The organism is Sulfuricystis thermophila (assembly GCF_004323595.1).
Taxonomy (GTDB): Bacteria; Pseudomonadota; Gammaproteobacteria; order Burkholderiales; family Rhodocyclaceae; genus Sulfuricystis; species Sulfuricystis thermophila.
On sequence record NZ_AP019373.1, the window covers coordinates 1,522,544 to 1,539,590 of the forward strand.

Here is a 17,047-nt window from a genome sequence, read left to right on the forward strand (position 1 = left end):
CCCCCGCCATGCACATCGAACCGATCCCCGCTTTCGAGGACAACTACATCTGGGCGCTCCGCCGGCAAGGCCATGTCGCCCTCGTCGACCCCGGTGAAGCGACGCCGGTGTTGCGTTTCCTCGCACAAAGCGGCGACCGTCTGGCGGCGATCCTCGTCACCCACCGCCACGGCGACCACATTGGAGGGATCGCCGAACTGGTCGCGCAGCATCCTGTGCCGGTATACGGCCCGGCGTTGGAGGCCACGGATGTCGTCACCCGGCCCTTGCAGGATGGTGATCGGGTGTCGGTGCTGGGCACCGATTTCGAGGTGTTGCATCTGCCGGGACATACGCGAGGCCATATCGCCTATTATCGCCTGGGGATGCTGTTGTGCGGTGACGTGCTGTTCGGCGCCGGCTGCGGCCGAGTCTTCGAAGGCACGATGGAGGAGATGCATGCCTCGCTGGCGCACATCGCCGCCTTGCCGACCGAGACGCAGATCTATTGCGCGCACGAATACACACAATCCTGCCTGCGTTTTGCCCAGCAGGTAGAGCCGGACAATGCCGCGATCGCTGAACGCAGCGCAGCGGTCGCCCGCTTGCGCGCGTCCGGCGCGCCTTCGGTGCCGTCGACGCTCGCAGCGGAGCTCGCCACCAATCCCTTCCTGCGCTGGCGCTCGCCCGGCGTGATCGCCGCCGCCACCCGCTGGCTCGGCCATCCTCCGGCCAACGATGTGGAAACCTTCGCCGCGATACGGCGCTGGCGGGACAGCCTGTAATTCTTCGAGGAAACGGCCGGGCGATTCGGCTCATGGTTCGCGTTCGGGGGCCTCGTAAGGCTCGCGCACGGGCCGCCCACAACTCGCTGCGCTCGAACAAGTGGGCAGCTTTTCCGTGCGCTTCGCCAACGATGCCCGACGAACGCTCTCAAATCGCCTCACCGCCCGGCCGATTCCTCAACGCTCTTCTCGACGGTTGCCGATCGGCTACAGTCCCAGCATTTCCCGGGCGTGTTTGCGCGTCGTCTCGGTGATGTTCACCCCGCCGAGCATGCGGGCGATCTCCTCGACGCGGCCGGCGTCATCGAGCGGGGTCACGCGGCTCACCGTCCGCCCCTCGCGCGTTTCCTTGCGGATCGACCACTGCCAGTGCGCGCAGGCCGCGACCTGCGGCAGGTGAGTGACGCACAACACCTGCCGGTCGCTGCCGAGCTGCCGCAGCATGCGGCCGACGATCTCGGCGACGCGCCCGCCGATGCCGACATCGACCTCGTCGAAGATCAGCGTATCGACGGCATGGCTCTGGCTGGCGATCACCTGCAATGAGAGTCCGATGCGCGAGAGCTCGCCTCCCGAAGCCACCTTGGCGAGCGGACGCAAGGGCTGACCGGCATTGGCGCTGACGAGGAATTCGACCGTCTCGAGCCCATGGGCGCCCCCTTCGGGAAGTGTCGCCAGCTCGATGGCGAAGCGCCCCCCCGGCATCGCCAATTCCTGCATCGCCTGGGTTACGGCGGCGGAGAGCTTTTCCGCCGCCTGCCGCCGCGCCTCGCTCAGCTGCCGGGCGACTGCGAGATAAGCGGCCTGCGCCTCACGTTCGCGCTCGGCGAGCAATGCCGGGTCGGCGGCAAGCTGCAATTCGGCCAGCCGCGCTTCGAGCCGCGCCTGCACTGCCGGCAACTCTTCCGGCGTCACCCGGTGTTTGCGCGCCAGCTGCGTCACGGCGTCGATGCGCGCATCGAGCTCGGCGAGCCGCGCCGGATCGAGGTCGAGTCTCTCGCGATAGCGCCGCAGTGCCAGCGCCGCCTCGTCGAGCTGGATCAGCGCACTTTCGAACAGTTGCGCCGCCTCGCCGAGGTTGGCATCGACCGCGGTCAGCTCGGTGAGCCGGCCGCTGGCCTGCTGCAAGAGCGGCAGGACGGGCAGCTCACCCTCCTCGAGCGCGGCCAGCGCCGCGCTACTCGCCTCGAGCAGGCTCGCGGCATGGGAGAGCCGCCGCTGCTCGGCTTCGGTCTCCTGCCAGTCGCTCGCCTCGAAGCCCAGCGCGGCGAGTTCCTTGACCTGCCATTCGAGCAGTTCGCGCTCGCGCGCGCTCGCCGCGACATCCCGCTCGGCCGCCGCACGTGCCGAGCTGAGCTTGCGCCAGTCGGCATGGCGCGCCGCCACGTTGCGCGCCAGCGCTTCGACGCCCGCATAGGCATCGAGCAGCGCGCGCTGGGCTTCTGGACGCAACAGCGAATGATGCGCATGCTGGCCGTGGATGTCGCAAAGGAATTCCGCCACCTCGCGCAACTGGGCGAGCGTCGCTGCCGTGCCGTTGATCCAGGCGCGCGAACGCCCCGTCGCCTCGACGACACGGCGCAGCAGACAGGTATCCGTGGCGAAATCGTTCGCGGCGAGCCAGTCCGCGAGCGGCGCATCGGGCGTCAGCGAAAACTCGGCCGCGATGTCGGCTCTCAAGGCGCCGCTCCTCACCACCGTGGCATCGGCTCGTTCGCCCAGCGCCAGCGACAGGGCATCGACGAGGATCGACTTGCCGGCGCCGGTCTCGCCGGTCAGCGCGCCGAAGCCGGGCTCGAACTCGAGATCGAGCCGATCGACGATGACGAAGTCGCGGATCGTCAGGCTGAGCAGCATCGATCACCTGTGCGGCGTCGCGCTCCAGTGCAGTTTCTCGCGCAGCATCGCGAAATAGCTGTAGCTCGGCGGATGCAGGAGGGTCAGCGGATGCTGCGAACGCGTCAGCTGCACGCAATCGCCGGCCTTGGCATCGAAGAAATTCTGGCCATCGCAATGCACGCGGCCATCATACGAATGCACCAGCCGCAGCTCGACGGCGCAGCTGTCGGCGATCGTGATCGGCCGGTAGGTGAGCCCATGCGCGCACAGCGGCACCAGCGCGATGCCCGGCACGGCGGGCTGCAGGATCGGGCCGTTGGCCGACAGCGCATAGGCGGTCGAACCGCTCGGCGTGGCGACGATCATGCCGTCGGCACGCAGCACATAGAGGAATTCTTCATCGACGCGCACCTCGAGCTCGATCATGCGGCCGAGATCACCCTTGTTGACGACGACCTCATTGAGCGCCAGCGTGCGGAACACCTCTGTGCCGTCGCGCAGCACACGCACTTCGAGGCGCATGCGCCGGTCGGCGGTGAATTCGCCCGCCAGCAGGCGGTCGATCGCCCCCAGCATGTCGGCGCGCGCGATGTCGGTCATGAAGCCGAGCCGCCCCAGATTGATGCCGACCAGCGGCACCTCGGCGGCATCGAGCTTGCGCGCCGCGGCGAGCAGGGTGCCGTCGCCGCCGACGACGATCGCGACCTCGGCCCGTTGCCGGATCGTCGCGATCTCGGCGCAATCCCGGGCAAGCCCCGCGACGCTGCAGAACGCATCATCGACCAGCACTGTGATGCCGCGCTGAATGAGGTAGTCGTGCAGTTCACCCAAGGCCTCGGCGACGAGCTCGCTGTCCTGTTTGCCGAACAGGGCGATGGTGCGATAGCGACTCATGCGGCCGTCCTCATACGCTGGGTTTGCGCTTCGGCCATTCGGCGCAACTTGTCGAACACTGGCGGCAACAGGCAGTGCTGCAGCGTGCGCTGGGTGAACAGAAAGCGCCCGTCGCAGACGAAGCCGAGCTCGGCCCAATCGACCGCGTCGTTCAACATGTCGGCGGCGAGCGCCACATCCAGCCCCGGCAGGCGCGGAAACAGCGCCAGCACCGAGCCATCGTAATTCGGGCAGTCATGGACGAAGAACGGCCGCGGCCGGCGCGTCTTGCCATTCACATAGACGCGTGGTGCCGTCGAGACATGGTGCAACCGCCCCCACTGCCACCAGTTCGACTCGTCGAAAGGCCGCACGCGCCGGGCCAGCAATCTCTCCTTGAAGGCCTCGAGATGCGGATGCGGCGTATTGAAGATCATGCGTCGCGTGCTGCCGTCATCCACCGTGCGCGAGCAGACGAACTCGGCGTTGCCTTCCGGATGCTCGAAGACGTCGTCGGCCCCGGAAACCGCACCGACCTTGACCTCGAACAGCTCGGCGAGCGGCACCCGGTAGTCGCCGCGCAGGAACATCAGCTGGCCATCGACCAACGCGAAACGCCGGCCGTCGGCCAGGCGCCGCTCGCGGCGGCCGCGCTCGAAGCGGAAGATCGCGCAGTTGGGCGTATGCTCGCCAAAGACGCGCGCATCGCCCAGCTCGATGAAATCGGTGATGTCGCCCTCCTCGAAGAGAAAGGCATTGAGCCGCCGCGCCGCGGTGAGCTTGGTGAATTCGCGCGGCACGATGAAGATCAGTTCGCCGCCGCGGCGCAGATGGCGCACCGCCTTCTCGATGAAATAGAGATAGAGATTGCTGCGCCGGTCGAACATTTCGTGGTCGAGCAAGGCCAGCGTGCGCGGCGGGATGTCCTGGAAACGCACATAGGGCGGGTTGCCGATGATGGTGTCGAATTTTTCGTCGAGTGGCAGCGCGAAGAAATCCATCACCTGTGCGCCTGCGGGCGCCACGCCCGGGTCGATCTCGATCGCCTCGCACCCCGGAATGCGCGTCGAGAAGGCGCCGTCTCCGGCGGCCGGATCGAGGGTACGGCCCCGCCTCTGACGCAGGGCGAGCATTCTCTCGACCACCGATGGCGGGGTGAACACTTGCCCCAGGGCATGTACATTGAGTTGTTTTGGCATAGTAAAACCCGCCGCTGAAAGTCGGCGCTGGCAAGACGGCACGATTGTAATCCACGCTAACGCTACAATCTTCCTTGCCATGATGCTCGATGCCCGTGCCAAGACCCTGCTCAAGACCCTGATCGAACGCTACATCGTCGAAGGTCAGCCGGTCGGCTCGCGCACGCTCGCCAAATACTCCGGCCTGGAACTGTCGCCGGCGACGATCCGCAACGTGATGGCCGATCTCGAAGAGCTGGGCTTCATCGCCAGCCCACACACTTCGGCCGGCCGGGTGCCGACGCCCAAGGGTTACCGCCTGTTCGTCGACACCCTGCTCACCGTGCAGCCGCTCGATCCCCAGCACGTCTCCGAGCTCAAGGAGGCGCTGTTGCCCGATGTGCCGCAGCGCGTGATCAGCCATGCCTCGCAGCTGGTCTCGGAACTCACCCACTTCGCCGGTGTCGTCATCGCGCCGCGCCGCCAGGCGCCGAAGATCCGCCAGATCGAGTTCCTCAACCTGACCGAGACGCGCATCCTGCTGATCATCGTCACCACCGAAGGCGAGGTGCAAAACCGCATCCTGCTCACCCAGCGACCCTATGCCCAGAGCGAGCTGATCGAAGCAGCGAATTACCTGACGCAGAATTTCGCCGGTCTCGACTTCATGCAGATCCGCCAGCGGCTGCACCACGAGCTGCAACAGCTGCGCAGCGACATGACCGAACTGATGAATGCCGCCGCCGACGCCGGCGCCCAGGCGGCCAGCGAGGCGAGCCAGCAATACGTGATCAGCGGCGAGAAGAACCTGCTCGACAGCGAAGATCTGGCCGCCAACATGGCGCGGCTGCGGCAGCTGTTCGATCTTTTCGAACAGAAAACCGGCCTGATGCAGCTGCTCGACCTGTCGAGCCGTGCCGAGGGCGTGCATGTCTTCATCGGTGGCGAATCGGGCATCGCGCCGCTCGACGAATGCAGCATCGTCGCTGCCCCTTACGAGGTCGAAGGCCAGGTCGTCGGCACCATCGGCGTGATCGGCCCGACGCGCATGGCCTACGAGCGCGTGATCCCGATCGTCGACATCACCGCACGATTGCTGTCTTCCGCATTGAGTCCCAATTGAGCCGCCAAGCCCTCCTGCTCATCAACCTCGGCACGCCCGATGCGCCGGATACGCCGGCCGTCAGGCGCTATCTGGCCGAGTTTCTCGGCGATCCGCGCGTCGTCGAGCTGCCGCGCCTCCTTTGGCTGCCGATCCTGCATGGCATCATCCTCAACACCCGGCCGGCGAAATCGGCAGCGAAATACGCGACGATCTGGACCCCCGAAGGCTCGCCGCTCAAAGTGCATACCGAGCGCCAGGCCAAATTGCTGCGCGGCCTGCTCGGCGAACGCGGCCGCCAGGATTTGCTGATCGACTGGGCGATGCGTTATGGCAATCCGGCCATCCCCGCCGTGCTCGATCGGCTGACGGTTTCAGGCGCAGAGGAAATCCTCATCCTGCCGCTCTATCCGCAATGGGCCGGCAGCACCACTGGCAGCACACAAGACGCCGTGACCGGCTGGCTTAAGCGCCAGAAACGACCGCCGGTGATCCGCTGGATCGAAGATTTTCACACCGACCCCGGTTACATCGGCGCGCTGGCCAACGCAGTCCGCGAGCACTGGCAGGCGCACGGACGCGGCGAGAAGCTGGTGATGAGCTTCCACGGCATTCCGCAGCGCTCGGTGGATCGCGGCGACCCTTATGCGCGTCAGTGCCACGCCACGGCGCACGCACTGGCCGCCGCGCTCGGCCTCGAAACCGGCGAGTGGCTCGCCACCTTCCAGTCTCGCTTCGGCGCGGCGAAATGGCTGCAACCCTATACCCAGCCGACGCTGGAAGAACTCGCGCGCAGCGGGCTCAAGCGCGTCGATGTGATTTGTCCAGGCTTTCCGGCCGACTGCCTGGAAACACTCGAAGAGATCGCCATGGAATGCAAAGAAGCCTTCTTGCATGCCGGAGGGCAGGAATTCCATTACCTGCCCTGTCTGAACGAACGCCCGGACTGGATCGCTGCGTTAGCCGATCTGTGCCAGCCCCGCCTGGCCGATTGAAATCGCATTTCCGGCACCTATATCAGCGAAAACCGATATAGGAGATTGCCATGTCCGACTCACTGATCATCGTTTGCCCGCACTGCCACGCGCCGAACCGCGTACCTCATGACAAGCTCGCCGCCGGCGGCAGCTGCGGCAAATGCAAGCAGCCGCTGTTTTCCGGCTACCCCGTCGAGCTCGACGCGGCGAGCTTCGAAAAACACATCGGCCGATCGGAGATCCCGGTGCTGGTCGATTTCTGGGCCCCCTGGTGCGGCCCGTGCCGGATGATGGCGCCGGCCTTCGTCCAGGCCGCGAGCCAGCTCGAACCCCAGGTCCGTCTGGCGAAGCTGAACACCGAGGAACATCAAGGCATCGCCGCACGCTTCGGCATCCGCAGCATCCCGACGATGATCCTGTTCAAGGGCGGCCGTGAGATCGCCCGGCAATCCGGCGCCATGGATGCCGGCAGCATCGTGCGCTGGGTCCGCGCCGTACTCTGAACCTCGCCCTCCTACCGGCTTCGCGTAACGCCACATCGCCGACCTCGGCCACCCGCGCTCGATCGAATGCGAGGGGTCGCGGTCGGCATGTCAGGCGTTTCCCGCTATACTCCCCCCACTTTCGTGGGGAGATGATTCATGCGCCTTTCCGACATGAAAATCTGGCTGCGCCTGACTGCCGGAATCTGGTTGATCCTGGTGCTCGTGTGGACCGGGATGATCTTCTGGCAAAGCCAGGTCAATCGTGACACCGCGATCGAGCAGGCCACTCGTTTTTCCCTATCGATGCACGAGGCGACGCTAGCGGGGCTCACCGGCATGATGATCACCGGCACCATCGGCCAGCGTGAGGTTTTCCTCGACCAGATCAAACAGCTGTCGGTGATCCGCGACCTCAAGGTCATCCGCGGCGAAGCCGTCACCAAACTTTACGGCCCCGGCAAGGGCGACGAAGGTCAGCCCGACGCGATCGAACAGCAGGTGCTCGCGAGTGGTAAGGAATTCCGCGAAGTGCAACAGGACGCCAAAGGCGAATTTCTGCGCGTGGTGCGCCCAACACTTGCCAGCAAAAACTATCTCGGCAAGGATTGCATCGCCTGCCATCAGACGCCTGAAGGGACGGTTCTGGGCGTCGTCAGCATGAAGGTCTCCCTCGACGACGTCGAAGCGGCCATCGCCGCGCAGCGCATCAAGATCCTGCTGGCGGCGATCGGCGTCAGTATGCCCGTGCTGCTGTTCATTTGGTTCTTCGTCACACGCGTCGTGACCCAGCCGCTCGACGACATGGTCGCTGGGCTGCGCGCCATCGCCAGCGGCGAGGGCGACCTGACGCGCCGTCTGGAAGTGAAGAGCAACGACGAGATCGGCCAGGCGAGCCGGGTGTTCAACGAAATGATGGCGAATTTCGCCAATTTGGTACGCCAGGTCGACACTTCGGCGAAACACGTCTCCGCCGCCGCCCGCGATCTGGTCGGCGGCGCGCAGCAGGTCGCCGCAAGCTCGCGCCAGCAAAGCGAGAAATCCGCTGCCGTGACAGACGCGGTCGAGCGCATGGTGAGAAGCATCGTCGCGGTCGCCGAGAGCGCCGAGCGCGTCCACGTCCAGTCACAGGAAAGCCTCGCCCGCTCGCGTGAAGGCAAGGAAACCCTCGAACGCCTGATCGGCGAGATCGGCCGCGTCAAGTCCGCCGTCGATGAGATGGCCGAAGCCGTCAATGAATTCGTCAGCAGCACGGCATCGATCACCAACATGACGCGCGAAGTCAAGGACATCGCCGATCAGACCAACCTGTTGGCGCTCAATGCGGCGATCGAGGCGGCGCGCGCCGGTGAGCAGGGACGCGGTTTCGCGGTGGTGGCCGACGAAGTGAGGAAGCTCGCCGAGAAATCCGCCGCTTCGGCCAACGAGATCGACGTCATCACCCGCACGCTGAACAGCAAGTCCGATCTCGTGCGCAGCGCGATCGAAACCGGTCTGGCCGACATCGCTTCGAGCGAGCAGTCGCTCGCCGCCGTCGCCAATGCGATCAACCAATCCAACGCCTCGGTCGAAGAGGTGGGACGCGGTCTCGACACGATCGCCGCTGCCACCGAAGAACAGCGGCAGGTCAGCGCCGCTGCACTGACGGACATCGAGGCGATCGCCACGATGGCGCGCGAAAACAGCACCGCCGTCGAGCAGAATGCCCTGGCGGCGGAACGACTCGAAACGCTCGCAGACGAGCTGCAAGGCACCGTCGGCCGGTTCCGCACCTAATACGCCCCCAGCCGGAAAATGCGCCGTCGCCCCTTGAAAAAGGGGCGGGGAGCCCATATTCCCTCCATGGTTTAATTCTCGAGGCCCCATGCCATGCAGGACGATCACACGCCCAACTCCCCCGAAGCTCCTGAACTGACAGCCAAACTCGGCGCTGGCGAGACGGCAGCCGAATCCCCGGTCGACGCCCCCGAGCCGGCGGAAGTCATGCCGAGTCTGGAAGAACTGCTCAAGGCCGCGGAACTCAAAGCCGCCGAGCATCATGATGCCTGGCTGCGCGCCAAGGCCGAAACCGAGAACGTGCGCCGCCGCGCGCAAGAGGACGTCGCCAAGGCGCACAAGTTTGCGATCGAGAAATTCGCCGGCGAATTACTGGCGGTCAAAGACAGTCTGGAAGCCGCGCTCGCCAACGAAACGCAGACCGTCGAGGCGCTCAAGGCCGGCGTCGAGCTGACCTTGAAACAGCTCGCCGCCGCTTTCGAGAAATCGGCGCTCACCGAGATCAATCCGGTCGGCGAAAAGTTCGACCCCCACAAGCACCAGGCGATCGCGATGGTCGATGCCGATCAGGAAGCGAACACGGTCGTCACCGTGCTGCAGAAGGGTTATGCACTGCACGACCGCATCCTGCGCCCGGCGCTGGTCACCGTCGCCAAACCCAAGGCTTGAAGCCTCACGCGATAACCCCATATTGAGCGCAGGTTAATTTTTCTCCCTGCAATTCACAAAGGAAACGAACATGGGCAAGATCATCGGCATCGACCTGGGCACCACCAACTCTTGCGTGGCCGTCATGGAAAACGGCAAACCCAAGGTCATCGAAAACTCCGAGGGCGCGCGCACCACGCCGTCCATCGTCGCCTACACCGAGGATGGTGAAATCCTCGTCGGCGCGGCCGCCAAGCGCCAGGCGGTGACCAACGCGAAGAACACGCTCTATGCCGTCAAGCGGCTGATCGGCCGCCGCTTCGAGGAAAAGGAAGTGCAGAAGGACATCGATCTGATGCCCTTCAAGATCGTCAAGGCCGACAACGGCGACGCCTGGGTCGAAGTGCGCGGCAAGAAGCTGGCGCCGCCGCAGGTTTCGGCCGAAGTGCTGAAGAAGATGAAGAAGACTGCCGAAGACTACCTCGGCGAGGAAGTCACCGAGGCGGTGATCACCGTGCCCGCCTACTTCAACGACAGTCAGCGCCAGGCCACCAAGGATGCCGGTCGCATCGCCGGCCTCGAAGTCAAGCGCATCATCAACGAGCCGACCGCGGCCGCGCTCGCCTTCGGTCTCGACAAGCAGGAAGGCGACCGCAAGATCGCCGTCTATGACCTGGGCGGCGGCACCTTCGACATCTCGATCATCGACATCGCCGAAGTCGATGGCGAGCACCAGTTCGAAGTGCTGTCCACCAATGGCGACACCTTCCTCGGCGGCGAGGACTTCGACCAGCGCCTGATCGACTACATCGTCACCGAATTCAAGAAGGAACAGGGCGTCGATCTGAAAAACGACGTGCTGGCGCTGCAGCGTCTCAAGGAAGCGGCCGAGAAGGCGAAGATCGAGCTCTCTTCCTCGATGCAGACCGAGATCAACCTGCCCTACATCACGGCGGACGCCAGCGGCCCGAAGCACCTGGCGATGAAGATCACGCGCGCCAAGTTCGAAGCGCTCGTCGAAGATCTCATCGAGCGCACCATCGAACCCTGCCGCATCGCACTGAAGGATGCCGGCCTGAAAGTCTCCGACATCAGCGACGTGATCCTCGTCGGCGGCATGACGCGCATGCCCAAGGTGCAGGAAAAGGTCAAGGAGTTCTTCGGCAAGGAACCGCGCAAGGACGTGAACCCGGACGAAGCCGTCGCCATCGGTGCGGCGATCCAGGGCGGCGTGCTGCAGGGCGAAGTGAAGGATGTGCTGCTGCTCGACGTCACCCCGCTGTCTCTCGGCATCGAAACCCTGGGCGGCGTGATGACCAAGCTCATCCCGAAAAACACGACCATCCCGACCAAGGCGACCCAGGTCTTCTCCACGGCGGATGACAATCAAACCGCAGTGACCATCCACGTGCTGCAAGGCGAGCGCGAAATGGCCGCCGGCAACAAGAGCCTCGGCCAGTTCAACCTCACCGACATTCCGCCGGCGCCGCGCGGCGTGCCGCAGATCGAGGTGACCTTTGACATCGATGCCAACGGCATCCTGCACGTCTCGGCCAAGGACAAGGGCACCGGCAAGGAAGCCAAGATCACCATCAAGGCCAACTCCGGGCTCTCCGAGGAAGAGATCCAGCGCATGGTCAAGGATGCCGAAGCGCACGCCGAGGAAGACCGCAAGGCGCACGAGCTGGTCGAAGCACGCAACCAGTGCGATGCGCTGGTGCATTCGGTGAAGAAGATGCTCGCCGAGCATGGCGACAAGCTCGACGCCGCTGAAAAGGCTAAGATCGAGGAAGCGCTCAAGGCCGCCGAAGAGGCGATCAAGGGCAACGACAAAGCCACGATCGAAGCCAAAGCCCAGGCGCTCGCCGCGGCTTCGCAAAAGCTCGGCGAGAAGATCTACGCCCAGCAGGCCGGCGGCGCGGCGGGCGCGCAGGCGGGCGCGACCGGCGGTGAAGCCAAGAAAGACGACGCCGACGTGGTGGATGCCGAATTCACCGAGGTGAAAGACAAGAAAGCTTAAACCGGCCGCTGGCGCGGCGTTTTAAGTGGCCGAGTTCAAGCGGGCGGCGCATGCCGCCCCTTAACTCGGCCGTATCGCTTCAACAGATCGAAGGCCGACATGGCAAAACGCGACTACTACGAAGTGCTTGGCGTCAATCGGGATGCCTCGGAAGAAGAAATCAAGAAAGCCTATCGCCGCCTGGCGATGAAATACCATCCGGACCGCAACCCGGACAATCCCAAAGCCGAGGAACTCTTCAAGGAAGCGAAAGAAGCCTACGAAATCCTCACCGACGCGAGCAAACGCCAGGCCTACGACCAGTTCGGCCATGCCGGCGTCGATCCCCAGGCCGGCATGGGCGGCGGCTTCGGCGGCATGGGTGGTTTCGCCGATGCCTTCTCCGACATCTTCGGCGACATCTTCGGCGGCGGCCGCGGCCGCTCGAACGTCTATCGCGGCGCCGACCTGCGCTACAACCTGGAAATCACCCTCGAAGAAGCCGCACGCGGCACCGAGACGCGCATCCGCATCCCGACGATGGTGGAATGCGAAGCCTGTCACGGCACCGGTGCGCGAAAGGGCAGCGAGCCGAAAATCTGCCCGACCTGCGGCGGCCACGGTCAGGTGCGCATCCAGCAGGGCTTCTTCTCGATCCAGCAGACCTGCCCGAGATGCCACGGCAGCGGCCGCTACATTCCTGACCCCTGCCCCACCTGCCATGGCGCCGGGCGCCTCAAACAACACAAGACGCTTTCGGTCAAGATTCCCGCCGGCGTCGACGAAGGCGATCGCATCCGCCTCTCCGGCGAGGGCGAACCCGGCGTGAATGGCGGCCCACCCGGCGACCTCTACGTGCAGATCCACCTCAAGGCCCACGCGGTCTTCCAACGCGATCGTGACGACCTGCATTGTGAAATGCCCATTTCCTTCGTCACCGCCGCGCTGGGCGGGGAAATCGAAATTCCCACCCTCGATGGCGTCGCCAAACTGAAGATTCCCGCCGAAACCCAGACGGGCAAGGTGTTCCGCCTACGCGGCAAGGGCATCAAGGGCGTGCGCTCCTCTGCGCCGGGCGATCTGCTCTGCCATGTCGTCGTCGAAACGCCGGTCAACCTCACCGAGCGGCAAAAGGAACTGCTGCGCGAGTTCGAAGAGATCAGCCAGGGCAATGCCGCCAAACACAACCCCAAGGCGCAGGGGTGGATGGATAGGGTGAGGGAATTTTTCGGCGGCTAGGTCCTCGGCCGAGGTCGAATCGAAACCTCTGAATGATGGCAGTTCGGCGGGCGATGCGATAATGCGCGCCCTGCCCGACCCTCCTCCACCATGTCGTTTCAGCTTGACTTGCCCGCGCCGCCGAAAGCCGGTCAGCGCGTAGTTTTACCCTACCTTGCCGGCTCGGCCGATGCCCTGGCGCTCGCGCAGCTTGCCGACGGCAAACATCTCTTGACGATCGTCGCCGCCACCCCGCTCGAAGCCCAGCGGCTTTACGATGAGATCGGCTGGTTCGCGCCGAACCTGCGCACACACCTGCTGCCCGACTGGGAAACCCTGCCTTACGACCATTTCTCGCCGCACCAGGATCTGATTTCCGAGCGGCTGGCGACCCTGTTCGCGGTCTCGCAGGGGCAGTGCGACGTGCTGATCGTCGCCGCCTCCACCGCCGCCACACGTCTCGCACCCCCCGCCTTCCTCGCCGCCCACACCTTCTTCATGAAGAAGGGCGACACGCTCGACATCGAGCGTTTCCGCACGCAGATGACCCTGGCCGGCTACCAGCACGTCACGCAAGTCGTCGCGCCCGGTGAATACAGCATCCGGGGCGGCCTCATCGACCTCTTTCCGATGGGATCGAGCCTGCCCTACCGCATCGAGCTCTTCGACGACGAGATCGAGACGATCCGCTGCTTCGATGTCGACAGCCAAAGGAGCCTCTATCCGGTGCCGGAGATACGCCTTCTGCCGGCGCGCGAGTTTCCCACGACGGAAGCCGGCCGCACGAAATTCCGCCAGCGCTTCCGTGAGACCTTCGAGGGCGACGCCTCGCGCATCGCGCTCTACAAGGATGTCTCGAACGGCGTGTTTCCAGCCGGCATCGAGTATTACCTGCCGCTCTTCTTCGATGAGACGGCGACATTGTTCGATTACCTGCCGCAGGATGCCCGGCTCGTGCTGCATGGCGACGTGTCTCGTGCGCTCGCCGAGTTTTGGAGCGACTTACAAGAGCGCCACAACATGCTCGGCGGCGACAAATCGCGCCCCATCCTGCCGCCGCAGGCGCTCTTTGTGCGCGACGAGGAATTTTTCGTCACGGCGAATCGCTTTGCACAATACGTTGCGAAAGTCGGCGCTGACGGGACGGCATCTCTGCCGAATGTCGCCGTCGATCGCAAAGCCGATGATCCATTGGCGGCCTTGCGCCGCTTCCTGGACGGATATCCGGGCCGCGTGCTGCTCATTGCCGAATCGCCAGGCCGGCGCGAGACGCTGCATGAATCTCTCACGGAGCATGGGCTTGCCACGACGCTCGTCGCCGACTTCGCGGCCTTCCTTGCCGGCTCCGCTGCGCTCTCTCTGACAGATGGGCCGGTTTCCGGCGGCTTTGCGCTCGATGATTTCGCCCTCATCACCGAAAACGAGCTCTATGCCGCCACCGCGCGGCCGCGCCACAAGCGTTCGGAGGCGCGGCGCGCCAATCTCGACGGCTGGCTGCGCGATTTGTCGGAACTCAAGATCGGCGATACGGTGGTGCATGAAAACCACGGCATCGGTCGTTATCTCGGCCTCGTACGCATGGATCTCGGGCAGGGCGAGGAAGAGTTCCTCCAGCTCGAATACGCCAATGAAGCGAAGCTCTACGTGCCGGTCGCCCAGCTCGAAGTCATCTCGCGCTACAGCGGCGTCGATCAGGAAAGCGTGCAATTGCACACGCTGGGCTCCGGCCAGTGGGAGAAGGCGAAGAAGAAAGCCGCGCTGCAGGTGCGCGACACCGCCGTGGAACTGCTCGCGCTCTACGCCCAGCGCGCCGCGCGCCAGGGCCATAAGTTCAGCTTCAAGACCCACGATCTGGAAGCCTTCGCCGCCGGTTTCGGCTTCGAGGAGACGCCCGACCAGCTCGCCGCGATCGGCGCGGTGATCTCCGACATGGTCTCCGGCAAACCGATGGATCGCCTGGTCTGCGGCGACGTCGGTTTCGGCAAGACGGAAGTCGCCTTGCGCGCCGCCTTCGTCGCGGTGGCCGACGGCAAGCAGGTCGCCGTCTTGTGCCCCACCACACTGCTGGCGGAACAGCACTATCAGACCTTCGCCGATCGTTTCGCTGACTGGCCGGTAAAGGTTGCCGAACTCTCCCGCTTCAAATCGAAGCAGGAGCAAGCCGCGGCCATCGAGCAACTGGCGATGGGCACCATCGACATCGTGATCGGCACGCACCGATTGTTGCAGCCGGATGTGAAATTTGCCCGGCTGGGCCTCGTGATCATCGACGAGGAGCACCGCTTCGGCGTGCGGCAGAAGGAAGCCTTGAAAGCCCTGCGCGCCGAGGTCGATGTACTGACCCTCACCGCGACGCCGATTCCGCGCACCCTCGGCCTGTCGCTCGAAGGCTTGCGCGATTTTTCGGTGATCGCCACACCGCCGCAAAAGCGCCTGGCGATCAAGACCTTCGTGCACCAATGGTCGAACGGCCTCGTGCGCGAAGCAGCCTTGCGGGAATTCAAGCGTGGCGGACAAGTCTATGTTCTGCATAATGAAGTCGAGACGATCGAAAATATGCGCGACCGGTTGCAGAAATTGTTGCCGGAAGCGCGCATCGTCGTCGGCCACGGCCAACTGCCCGAGCGGGAGCTGGAGCGCGTGATGCGCGAATTCACCCAGCAGAAACACAACCTGCTGCTGTGCTCGACGATTATCGAAACCGGCATCGACAATCCGCACGCCAATACCATCATCATCCACCGCGCCGACAAATTCGGTCTGGCGCAGCTGCACCAATTGCGTGGCCGGGTCGGCCGCAGCCACCATCAGGCCTATGCCTATCTGCTCACCGACGAGCACGCCAAACCCAGCGCACAGGCACAACGGCGGCTGGAGGCGATCCAGGCGATGGAAGAACTCGGCTCGGGCTTCTTCCTCGCCATGCACGATCTGGAGATTCGCGGCGCCGGCGAAGTGCTCGGCGAAGCCCAATCGGGCGAAATCCACGAGATCGGTTTCGCGCTCTACACCAACATGCTCAACACCGCCGTGAAGGCGCTCAAGGACGGCAAACCGATGCCGGACCTCACGCGGCCGCTGTCGGTCACCGCGGAAATCGATCTGCACACCCCGGCGCTGCTGCCCAACGACTACTGCCCCGACGTCAACGAGCGGCTGACGCTCTACAAGCGGCTCGCCAACTGTGAGACGGAAGACGCGCTGCGCGCGATGCAGGAAGAGCTGATCGACCGCTATGGCGAACTGCCCGCCCAGGCCCAGGCGCTGATCGAAACCCACCGCTTGCGCATCCTCGGCAAGCCGCTCGGCGTGGGCAAGCTAGATGCCGGCGAGAAATCGATTCAGCTGCAGTTCGTCGCCAATCCCCCGATCGAGCCGGCGAGCATCATCCGGCTGATCCAGAACGATCGCAGCTTCAAGCTCGCCGGGCCGGACAAACTCGTCTGGCAGAAGGCCACGAACACGCTCAAGGAGCGCGTCGGCGCGGTGAAGGAACTGTTTGCCCAACTGAAACTTGCTTGATCGATGATGGTCATGTAGGATGACCAATCATTTGTTTCAGCGACAGCCATGCCACAGTTCAACATCGCCGAAGCCAAGACCCATCTCTCAGAACTCGTCCACAAAGCCATGCGAGGCGAAGAAGTCATCATCGCGCGCGACAACAAACCCCAAGTGAAGATCGTCCCGCTCAAGCCGCCGAGCGGAAAGCGCGTTCCAGGCTCTGGCAAAGGCCAGATCCGCTTCATCGCCGATGACTTCGACGCCACGCCGGACGACTTCGCCGATTACCTCCGATGAAGCTGTTGCTCGACACCCACGCTTTTTTGCGCTGGGTGGAAGATGACCCCCAGCTGTCGGCGAAGGCACGCGGCGCCATCGCCGACTTGGACAACGAGGTGTTCGTCAGCTTGGTCGTGCCTTGGGAACTCGCCATCAAGTCGGCGCTAGGCAAGATTCGCCTGACACAACCGGTCGGTCGCTATGTAGCGGATCATGTCGAAGCGAACGGCTTCAGCCTGCTGGGCATCGATCTAGCCGACGTTGCCCTCGTTGAGAAAATGCCGTTGCACCATCGCGATCCCTTCGATCGCCTGTTGATCGCGCAGGCGAAGAACAGAAAACTCACCGTCGTCAGTAGTGATGCTGCGTTTTCTGCCTACTCAATCAAACGTCTCTGGTAACTACGCC

Annotated in this window: 14 protein-coding genes; 11 read left to right on the forward strand and 3 right to left on the reverse strand. The window is 64.2% G+C overall.

The annotated features are described in order from the left end of the window. Positions 1 to 8 precede the first annotated feature (8 nt). On the forward strand, positions 9 to 764 hold the full coding sequence (gloB, locus tag M52SOB_RS07640; RefSeq protein ID WP_131111301.1) for a hydroxyacylglutathione hydrolase: 756 nt from the start codon (positions 9 to 11) through the stop codon (positions 762 to 764). Between the two features lie 207 nt (positions 765 to 971). Here the strand turns inward: gloB and recN are convergent, their stop codons facing one another. The 3 genes from recN to M52SOB_RS07655 are packed head-to-tail and all read right to left on the reverse strand — an operon-like array spanning position 972 to position 4,675. Continuing rightward, the gene (recN, locus tag M52SOB_RS07645) at positions 972 to 2,621 is read right to left on the reverse strand and encodes a DNA repair protein RecN (RefSeq protein ID WP_131111302.1); all 1,650 of its coding nucleotides are present in this window, start codon (positions 2,619 to 2,621) and stop codon (positions 972 to 974) included. Between the two features lie 3 nt (positions 2,622 to 2,624). Continuing rightward, on the reverse strand, positions 2,625 to 3,497 hold the full coding sequence (locus M52SOB_RS07650) for an NAD(+)/NADH kinase (protein WP_131111303.1): 873 nt from the start codon (positions 3,495 to 3,497) through the stop codon (positions 2,625 to 2,627). Continuing rightward, positions 3,494 to 4,675 carry an Eco57I restriction-modification methylase domain-containing protein gene (locus tag M52SOB_RS07655; protein WP_131111304.1) on the reverse strand — a complete coding sequence of 394 codons (1,182 nt, stop codon included), beginning with the start codon at positions 4,673 to 4,675 and terminating at the stop codon, positions 3,494 to 3,496. Before M52SOB_RS07655 ends, M52SOB_RS07650 begins: the two co-directional genes overlap by 4 nt. Before the next feature lie 82 nt (positions 4,676 to 4,757). On the opposite strand from M52SOB_RS07655, the gene hrcA reads away from it, so the two are divergent. The 10 genes from hrcA (at position 4,758) to M52SOB_RS07705 (ending at position 17,040) form a co-directional block, all read left to right on the forward strand. Further along, positions 4,758 to 5,777 carry a heat-inducible transcriptional repressor HrcA gene (gene hrcA / locus M52SOB_RS14030; RefSeq protein WP_284155241.1) on the forward strand — a complete coding sequence of 340 codons (1,020 nt, stop codon included), beginning with the start codon at positions 4,758 to 4,760 and terminating at the stop codon, positions 5,775 to 5,777. Next, the gene (hemH, locus tag M52SOB_RS07665) at positions 5,774 to 6,751 is read left to right on the forward strand and encodes a ferrochelatase (RefSeq protein ID WP_284155032.1); all 978 of its coding nucleotides are present in this window, start codon (positions 5,774 to 5,776) and stop codon (positions 6,749 to 6,751) included. The genes hrcA and hemH overlap by 4 nt, the downstream gene beginning before the upstream one ends. Before the next feature lie 50 nt (positions 6,752 to 6,801). After that, positions 6,802 to 7,236 (forward strand): thioredoxin TrxC, encoded by a 435-nt coding sequence (gene trxC, locus M52SOB_RS07670; protein ID WP_131111307.1) that lies wholly within the window; start codon positions 6,802 to 6,804, stop codon positions 7,234 to 7,236. A gap of 138 nt (positions 7,237 to 7,374) precedes the next feature. After that, a complete protein-coding gene (locus tag M52SOB_RS07675; RefSeq protein WP_131111308.1) occupies positions 7,375 to 8,991 on the forward strand; it encodes a methyl-accepting chemotaxis protein in 1,617 nt (538 codons plus the stop codon). Positions 8,992 to 9,084: 93 nt separating this feature from the next. Then, positions 9,085 to 9,660 carry a nucleotide exchange factor GrpE gene (grpE, locus tag M52SOB_RS07680; protein WP_131111309.1) on the forward strand — a complete coding sequence of 192 codons (576 nt, stop codon included), beginning with the start codon at positions 9,085 to 9,087 and terminating at the stop codon, positions 9,658 to 9,660. A gap of 70 nt (positions 9,661 to 9,730) precedes the next feature. Continuing rightward, positions 9,731 to 11,659 carry a molecular chaperone DnaK gene (dnaK, locus tag M52SOB_RS07685; RefSeq protein WP_131111310.1) on the forward strand — a complete coding sequence of 643 codons (1,929 nt, stop codon included), beginning with the start codon at positions 9,731 to 9,733 and terminating at the stop codon, positions 11,657 to 11,659. 99 nt (positions 11,660 to 11,758) lie between these two features. Beyond that, positions 11,759 to 12,877, forward strand: coding sequence for a molecular chaperone DnaJ (gene dnaJ, locus M52SOB_RS07690; RefSeq protein WP_131111311.1), 1,119 nt, complete (start codon positions 11,759 to 11,761; stop codon positions 12,875 to 12,877). Positions 12,878 to 12,967: 90 nt separating this feature from the next. Continuing rightward, a complete protein-coding gene (mfd, locus tag M52SOB_RS07695; protein WP_131111312.1) occupies positions 12,968 to 16,378 on the forward strand; it encodes a transcription-repair coupling factor in 3,411 nt (1,136 codons plus the stop codon). Between the two features lie 48 nt (positions 16,379 to 16,426). Continuing rightward, on the forward strand, positions 16,427 to 16,657 hold the full coding sequence (locus M52SOB_RS07700) for a type II toxin-antitoxin system Phd/YefM family antitoxin (RefSeq protein ID WP_131111313.1): 231 nt from the start codon (positions 16,427 to 16,429) through the stop codon (positions 16,655 to 16,657). Beyond that, entirely contained in the window at positions 16,654 to 17,040 is a 387-nt protein-coding gene (locus M52SOB_RS07705; RefSeq protein ID WP_131111314.1) for a type II toxin-antitoxin system VapC family toxin, read from the forward strand. The genes M52SOB_RS07700 and M52SOB_RS07705 overlap by 4 nt, the downstream gene beginning before the upstream one ends. Positions 17,041 to 17,047: the final 7 nt, after the last annotated feature.

What these genes read in the sequence shown, in the direction of transcription:
- gloB (WP_131111301.1), top strand. Translation starts at nt 9, where the DNA reads ATGCACATCGAACCGATCCCCGCTTTCGAGGACAACTACATCTGGGCG.
- recN (WP_131111302.1), bottom strand. Translation starts at nt 2,621, where the DNA reads ATGCTGCTCAGCCTGACGATCCGCGACTTCGTCATCGTCGATCGGCTC.
- M52SOB_RS07650 (WP_131111303.1), bottom strand. Translation starts at nt 3,497, where the DNA reads ATGAGTCGCTATCGCACCATCGCCCTGTTCGGCAAACAGGACAGCGAG.
- M52SOB_RS07655 (WP_131111304.1), bottom strand. Translation starts at nt 4,675, where the DNA reads ATGCCAAAACAACTCAATGTACATGCCCTGGGGCAAGTGTTCACCCCG.
- hrcA (WP_284155241.1), top strand. Translation starts at nt 4,758, where the DNA reads ATGCTCGATGCCCGTGCCAAGACCCTGCTCAAGACCCTGATCGAACGC.
- trxC (WP_131111307.1), top strand. Translation starts at nt 6,802, where the DNA reads ATGTCCGACTCACTGATCATCGTTTGCCCGCACTGCCACGCGCCGAAC.
- M52SOB_RS07675 (WP_131111308.1), top strand. Translation starts at nt 7,375, where the DNA reads ATGCGCCTTTCCGACATGAAAATCTGGCTGCGCCTGACTGCCGGAATC.
- grpE (WP_131111309.1), top strand. Translation starts at nt 9,085, where the DNA reads ATGCAGGACGATCACACGCCCAACTCCCCCGAAGCTCCTGAACTGACA.
- dnaK (WP_131111310.1), top strand. Translation starts at nt 9,731, where the DNA reads ATGGGCAAGATCATCGGCATCGACCTGGGCACCACCAACTCTTGCGTG.
- dnaJ (WP_131111311.1), top strand. Translation starts at nt 11,759, where the DNA reads ATGGCAAAACGCGACTACTACGAAGTGCTTGGCGTCAATCGGGATGCC.
- mfd (WP_131111312.1), top strand. Translation starts at nt 12,968, where the DNA reads ATGTCGTTTCAGCTTGACTTGCCCGCGCCGCCGAAAGCCGGTCAGCGC.
- M52SOB_RS07700 (WP_131111313.1), top strand. Translation starts at nt 16,427, where the DNA reads ATGCCACAGTTCAACATCGCCGAAGCCAAGACCCATCTCTCAGAACTC.
- M52SOB_RS07705 (WP_131111314.1), top strand. Translation starts at nt 16,654, where the DNA reads ATGAAGCTGTTGCTCGACACCCACGCTTTTTTGCGCTGGGTGGAAGAT.